The organism is Curtobacterium sp. MCLR17_059 (assembly GCF_003234665.1).
GTDB classification, from domain to species: domain Bacteria; phylum Actinomycetota; class Actinomycetes; order Actinomycetales; family Microbacteriaceae; genus Curtobacterium; species Curtobacterium flaccumfaciens.
Genome location: NZ_QKSU01000014.1, coordinates 81,241 through 87,732 on the forward strand (window position 1 = coordinate 81,241; position 6,492 = coordinate 87,732).

Below are 6,492 nucleotides of genomic sequence, written 5' to 3' on the forward strand. Positions count from 1 at the left end.
GCATCCTACGGATCGACCACATGTCCCCGCTGCGACGGGCGTGCACGCGCCGACGCAGCCGCCCCGCGGCCGCCCCGGGGCCCCGCTGGCGTCGCGGTGCGGGGACAATGGGTGCGTGATCGTCCTCGCAGCAACGCCCATCGGCAACCTCGGGGACGCCTCGCGCCGTCTCGTCGAGACCCTCTCCAACGCCACGGTCGTCGCGGCGGAGGACACCAGGACCGCCATCCACCTGATGCGCGCCCTCGGCATCGAGAACCGTCCGCGGCTCATCGCCCTGCACGAGCACAACGAGCGGGCGAAGGCGTCCGAGGTCGTCGAGCTCGCCCGCGACGAGGACGTCGTGGTCCTGACCGACGCGGGCATGCCCGCGATCAGCGACCCCGGCTTCCCGCTCGTCGAGGCCGCCGCGGCCGCCGGGGTCACCGTCACCGCCCTTCCCGGGCCGTCGGCCGTGCTCATGGCGCTCGCCGTGTCCGGGCTGCCCACCGACCGCTTCACGTTCGAGGGGTTCCCGACCCGCAAGGCCGGCGAGCGTCGCCGGGTGTTCCAGTCGCTGGCGGGGGAGCAGCGGACGATGGTGTTCTTCGAGTCGCCGCACCGGCTGGCCGAGACCCTGGCGGACATGGCCGTCGGGTTCGGGGGCGACCGACGCGCCGCGGTCTGCCGTGAGCTCACGAAGCTGTACGAAGAGGTCCGTCGCGGGCCGCTGGACGAACTCGTCGCGTGGGCGTCCGAGGGCGTCCGGGGCGAGATCTGCATCGTCGTCGCCGGCGCCGCGGAGGCCACCGAAGAAGCCACGCTCGACGACGGCGTGCGCCTGGTGCTCGAGCGGGTGGCCGCCGGCATGCGCATGAAGGAGGCCGCCGCGGCGGTCGCGGACGCGACCGGGCTGTCGAAGCGGGACCTCTACGAAGGGGCGCTCGCGGCGCGCTGAGCGAGGCTCGTCACGTCCGCGTCCGCCGGTCTGGAGGCGCGGGGCGGGCCCGTCACGGGCCTCCCGGACCCGGTTCTCCACAGTCCACCGCCGCACGCGTCATCAGGGTTCGGTGCGCCCGTAGGATGGTCCGCATGTCCGCCGGGTCCTCGTTCAGCATCACCACGCCGATCTTCTACGTGAACGACGTGCCCCACATCGGGCACGCCTACACCGAGGTCGCCGCGGACTTCCTCGCACGCTGGCACCGGCAGCGCGGTGACGACACCTGGCTGCTCACCGGCACCGACGAGCACGGGCAGAAGATCCTGCGCACCGCCTCGGCGAACGACGTCTCGCCCAAGGAATGGGCCGACCGGCTGGTCAACGACGCCTGGAAGCCACTGCTCGACACGGTCGACGTCGCGAACGACGACTTCATCCGCACCACCGACGAACGGCACGAGCGCGGCGTGACGGCGTTCCTGCAGAAGCTGTACGACGACGGCTTCATCTACGCCGGCGAGTTCGAGGGCTTCTACTGCGTGGGCTGCGAGGAGTACAAGCAGCCGAGCGACCTGGTCGCCGGTACGGGTGCGTACGAGGGTCAGCAGGTCTGCGCGATCCACTCGATCCCGGTCGAGGTGCTGGCCGAGCGCAACTACTTCTTCCGGATGTCCGACTTCGAGCAGCGCCTGCTCGACCTGTACGAGTCGAACCCGCTGTTCATCCAGCCCGAGAGCGTCCGCAACGAGATCATCTCGTTCGTCAAGCAGGGGCTCCGCGACCTGTCGATCTCGCGTTCCAGCTTCGACTGGGGCATCAAGATCCCCTGGGACAGCGACCACGTGCTGTACGTGTGGTTCGACGCCCTGCTCAACTACGTCACGGCGCTCGGCTACGGCACCGACCACGACGAGGCCTTCAAGCGCCTCTGGCCGAGCGTGCACATCGTCGGTAAGGACATCGCCCGCTTCCACGCCGTCATCTGGCCGGCGATGCTCATGGCCGCCGGACTGCCGGTGCCGGAGCGCGTCTTCGGCCACGGGTGGCTGCTCGTCGGCGGCGAGAAGATGTCCAAGTCGAAGCTGACCGGCATCGCGCCGTCGGAGATCACCGACACGTTCGGGTCCGACGCCTTCCGCTACTACTTCCTGCGCGCCATCACCTTCGGGCAGGACGGCAACTTCAGCTGGGAAGACATCTCGGCGCGCTACCAGGCCGAGCTCGCGAACGGCTACGGCAACCTGGCGTCCCGCCTGGTCGCGATGCTGCAGAAGTACTGCGACGGCGAGGTCCCCGCTCGCGGCGAACTGACCGAGTCCGACCAGGCGATCGACGCCCTGGCCGTGTCGGTAACCGAGCGCGCCGACGCCGCCATCGCCGCCTTCGCCCCGCACGAGGCGATCGCGAGCGTGTGGGAGCTCGTCGACGCCTTGAACGGCTACATCACCGAGCAGGCGCCCTGGGCCCTGGCGAAGGACGACGCCAACCGCGAGCGCCTCGGCACGGTCCTGACCACCGCGCTCCGCGGCCTCGGCACCGTCACCGTCCTGCTGTCCCCGGTCATGCCGAAGGCGACCGAGAAGCTCTGGGCCTCGATCGGCGCCGGCGGGTCCGTCGCCGAGCAGCGGGTCGACCGCGCGTACGAGTGGCAGGGTGCGTCGCACGTGGTGCCGCTCGAGAGCGGGCTGTTCCCCCGGATCGAGCAGGTCTCCGAGTGACCGACGCCGAGTCGCACGTCCGGTCCCGCGGTGACGGGGCGTCCGGTGGCTCGAAGCGCGACCTGACGTACCCGCCGCTGCCGCAGGCGCTCGTCGTGCCGGTGTACGACAACCACACCCACATGGAGATCGCCGACGGTGTCGGCGACGGCGGCGACGGTCCGCTTGAGTACCGCGAGCACCTCGACCGTGCCTCGAGCGTCGGCGTGCGCGGTGTCGTGCAGGTCGGCACGGACCTCGCCACCTCGGAGTGGTCCGCGTCGATCGCCGCCCGCGAGCCAAGGGTCCTGGCGGCCGTCGCGCTGCACCCGAACGAAGCGCCCGTGCTGCAGGAGCAGGGGCTGCTCGACGAGCACCTCGCCGGCATCGAACGGCTCGCCGCGCTGCCGCGGGTCCGGGCGATCGGTGAGACCGGCCTCGACTTCTTCCGCACCGGCGAGGACGGCCGCGACGCCCAGGTCCGTTCGTTCGAGGAGCACATCCGCATCGCGAAGGAGCACGACCTCGCGTTGACGATCCACGATCGCGATGCGCACGACGCCGTGGTCGAGGTCCTCGACCGCGTGGGGGCTCCGGAGCGCACCGTCTTCCACTGCTTCTCCGGCGGGCCGGACCTCGCCCGGCTCTGCGCCGAGCGCGGCTGGTACATGTCGTTCGCCGGCACCGTGACGTTCAAGAACGCCGCACTGCTGCGTGAAGCCCTGGTCGTCGCCCCGCGGCACCTGATCATGATCGAGACCGACGCACCGTTCCTGACGCCCACCCCGTTCCGTGGCCGCCCGAACGCGCCGTACCTCATCCCGCTCACCCTGCGGTCGATGGCGGAGACGCTCGGCACGGACGCCTCGATGCTCGCGGCCCAGATCGCCTCGAACACCGAGCTCGTCTACGGCGCGTGGGACGCCGAGCCCGTGACGGTGGAGGAGTAGTCGTGGGTGCCCTGCTCGGCCCGGCGGAGATCCGGGAGCTCGCGGCCGAACTCGACGTCACCCCGACGAAGAAGCTCGGCCAGAACTTCGTGCACGACGCCAACACCGTGCGGCGCATCGTGTCCGTCGCCGGTGTGACCCCGTCGGCACGGGTGCTCGAGATCGGGCCGGGGCTCGGGTCGTTGACGCTCGGGCTCACCGAGACCGGCGCCCCCGTCACCGCGGTCGAGATCGACAAGCGCCTGGCCGCCAAGCTCCCGTCGACGGTGTCGTCGATGCAGCCGGACGCCAGGCTGACGGTCGTGCAGCAGGACGCCATGACCGTCGCCGCCGCGGACCTCGACGTCGAGCCGACGCACCTCGTCGCGAACCTGCCCTACAACATCTCCGTGCCCGTGCTGCTGCACCTGCTCGCGACCTTCCCGTCGATCGAGCGGTCGCTCGTCATGGTGCAGGCCGAGGTCGGGTACCGGCTCGCCGCCGGTCCGGGCAGCAAGGTCTACGGTTCGCCGAGCGTCAAGGCCGCCTGGTACGGGTCGTGGAGCACCGCCGGGTTGGTCAGCCGTCAGGTCTTCTGGCCGGTGCCGAACGTCGACAGTGTCCTGGTGGCGTTCGACCGGCACGAGCCCCCGGGTGACGAACTCCTGCGGTCGCGGGTGTTCACGCTGGTGGACGCGGCGTTCCAGCAGCGGCGCAAGATGCTGCGGCAGAGCCTGTCCGGGGTGCTCGGCGGCAGTGCGCACGCGTCCGAGGTCCTGACGGCGGCGGGTATCGACCCGACCGCCCGCGGTGAGGCGATCGGTGTGGACGACTTCGTGCGGCTCGGGCGGACGGTCCTCGCGGCCGCGGAGTAGTTCCTTCTCACGCCTGGCGCCGGGTGCGCAGCTGGCGCGTCGCCTGCGGGCCAGCTGACCGCGATGGTGCGAGGTTCTGTGTTCCGTGCGAGCCGAAGTGCCTCGCACCGAACACGGAACCTCGCACGGTGCGAACGCCGGCGGGCTGCCCGACTCAGTGCTCGCGGGACGCCATCATCTCGAGGATCTGCTGGTGGTTGCCGTTCCGCTCGGCGAAGCGCAGCGGGTGCACGTTCTGCACCAGGATCTCCGGGGCAGCGCCGGACTCGATGAGCGCCATGACCTCGTCGGCGAAGGCGTCGAGCGGCATGCCGCCGAAGTCCGCGCCGCCCATCAGGTCGGTCATGACGGCCGGCGGGGCGAGCTCGAGCACCTCGAGCGACGACCCCACGAGCTGCTGACGGAGGGCCTGCGTGTAGGCGTGCACACCGGCCTTCGTCGCGCTGTACGTCGGTGATGCGGTGAGCGGGACGAACGCGAGACCGGAGGTGACGGTCATCAGGGTGGCCGAAGGCTGGGCGAGCAGGTGCGGCAGGAACGCGTCGATGAGGCGGATCGTGCCGACCAGGTTCGTCTGGACGAGCTCGAGGGCGTCGTGGATGTGCTCGGGGTCGCGGAGGTCCTCGTCGCGCATGATCCCGGACATGGTGATCAGAGCTTCGAGCGACGGGTACGCCTCGAGCACCGAGGTGGCGGCGGCTTCGATGGACGCCGCGTCGGCGACGTCGATCTGCACGGTGCCGAAGCCGTGCTCGGTAGCGAGGGAGTCGAGGAGCGCCCGGCGGCGGCCGCCGATGACGACGGTGCTGCCGGCGGCCTGCAGGCGCTGGGCGAGCGCGAGACCGATGCCCGAGGTCGCGCCGGGGATGAAGACGGTGGAGTTCGTGATGTCCATGACCACCACGATGCTCCGTGGACAGGGTCGCAACCAGAGCGCGGTCATCGGGGGATCGGCGATCCCTGGCACCCGTGCAGGAAGCGGACGACAATCGACCCATGGACCGTGCCGCGCTCGCCGACTTCCTCCGCCGTCGCCGCGAGCTGCTGCGCCCCGAGGACGTCGGTCTCGGGCAGGGTCCACGACGCCGGACCCCGGGGCTGCGCCGTGAAGAGGTCGCTGCCCTCGCCGGCATGTCCGTCGACTACTACACGCGACTCGAGCAGCAGCGCGGACCGCAGCCGTCCGAGCAGATGATCGCCGCGATCGCCCGGGCCCTGCGGTGCAGCCTCGACGAGCGCGACCACCTGTTCCACCTGTCCGGGCAGAACGCCCCGACCCGGATGCACCGCGCCGACCACGTCGACCCGGCGATCCTGCGGGTTCTGGACCGGCTCGAGGACACCCCGGCGATCGTCGTCAGCCACCTGGGCGAGACCCTGGTCGAGAACCGGCTCGCGGCGGCGCTCCTCACCAGCTCGGTCGGCCTGCCGGGCAACCGCCGGTACCAGGCGTGGCGGTGGTTCGTGACGGGTGAGGAGCTCACGAAGTACGCACCCGAGCAGCACGAGCGGCTGGGTCGGGTGGTGGTCGCGTCGCTCCGCGCGGCTGTCGGGCTCGCGGGTCCGGGTGACCGCCGGGCGACGGAACTCATCGCCGAGCTGCAGACGCGCAGTGCCGAGTTCCGCGACCTCTGGGCCAAGCACGAGGTGGCCACGCGCTGGTCGGACAACAAGACGATCGTGCAGCCGGAGCTCGGCCGCATCACCGTCGACTGCCAGGTGCTGCACACCGACGACCAGGCGCAGGCCCTGCTGCTATTCACCGCGCCTCCAGGATCAGAGGACGCGCAGAAGCTCGAGCTCCTCGGCGTCGTCGGACAGCAGACCTTCGCCGGCTGACACGGCGCACGGTGCGAGTTCGCTCGGCTCGCGCGAGGTTGGTCGACCCCGTACGGTGCGAGGTTGGTCAGCCCGTGCATCGTTGACCGCTTGGTGCCGCCCTACAGTCCGCCACCGAGCGACCAACCTCGCACCGTACGGGGTCGACCAACCTCGCGCGAGCCGAGCGAACTCGCACCGCGCGCCGTACCACGCGGCGAAGCTCTGCTAGCCCACGACGCCCTAGAGCC

Annotated in this window: 6 protein-coding genes; 5 read left to right on the plus strand and 1 reads right to left on the minus strand. The window is 70.9% G+C overall.

What is annotated here, in order from left to right:
• Window positions 1–115 precede the first annotated feature (115 nt).
• The 4 genes from rsmI to rsmA all read left to right on the plus strand — a co-directional run bounded on the left by rsmI (window position 116) and on the right by rsmA (window position 4,423).
• Window positions 116–937, plus strand: a complete 822-nt coding sequence (rsmI, locus tag DEJ12_RS16295) for a 16S rRNA (cytidine(1402)-2'-O)-methyltransferase (protein ID WP_111030770.1) — start codon at window positions 116–118, stop codon at window positions 935–937.
• Between the two features lie 134 nt (window positions 938–1,071).
• Window positions 1,072–2,640 carry a methionine--tRNA ligase gene (metG, locus tag DEJ12_RS16300; RefSeq protein ID WP_111030771.1) on the plus strand — a complete coding sequence of 523 codons (1,569 nt, stop codon included), beginning with the start codon at window positions 1,072–1,074 and terminating at the stop codon, window positions 2,638–2,640.
• Complete coding sequence (locus DEJ12_RS16305; RefSeq protein ID WP_111030772.1) at window positions 2,637–3,569, plus strand: TatD family hydrolase; 933 nt, start codon at window positions 2,637–2,639, stop codon at window positions 3,567–3,569. Before metG ends, DEJ12_RS16305 begins: the two co-directional genes overlap by 4 nt.
• 2 nt (window positions 3,570–3,571) lie before the next feature.
• Complete coding sequence (gene rsmA, locus DEJ12_RS16310; RefSeq protein WP_111030773.1) at window positions 3,572–4,423, plus strand: 16S rRNA (adenine(1518)-N(6)/adenine(1519)-N(6))-dimethyltransferase RsmA; 852 nt, start codon at window positions 3,572–3,574, stop codon at window positions 4,421–4,423.
• 154 nt (window positions 4,424–4,577) lie between these two features.
• Here rsmA and DEJ12_RS16315 read toward each other — a convergent pair whose 3' ends face one another.
• A complete protein-coding gene (locus tag DEJ12_RS16315) occupies window positions 4,578–5,318 on the minus strand; it encodes an SDR family oxidoreductase (protein ID WP_111030774.1) in 741 nt (246 codons plus the stop codon).
• Between the two features lie 101 nt (window positions 5,319–5,419).
• Here DEJ12_RS16315 and DEJ12_RS16320 point away from each other — a divergent pair, with 101 nt between their 5' ends.
• Window positions 5,420–6,262: a helix-turn-helix transcriptional regulator gene (locus DEJ12_RS16320; RefSeq protein ID WP_111030775.1), complete on the plus strand. Its 843-nt coding sequence runs from the start codon at window positions 5,420–5,422 to the stop codon at window positions 6,260–6,262.
• The last annotated feature ends 230 nt before the right edge of the window (window positions 6,263–6,492 follow it).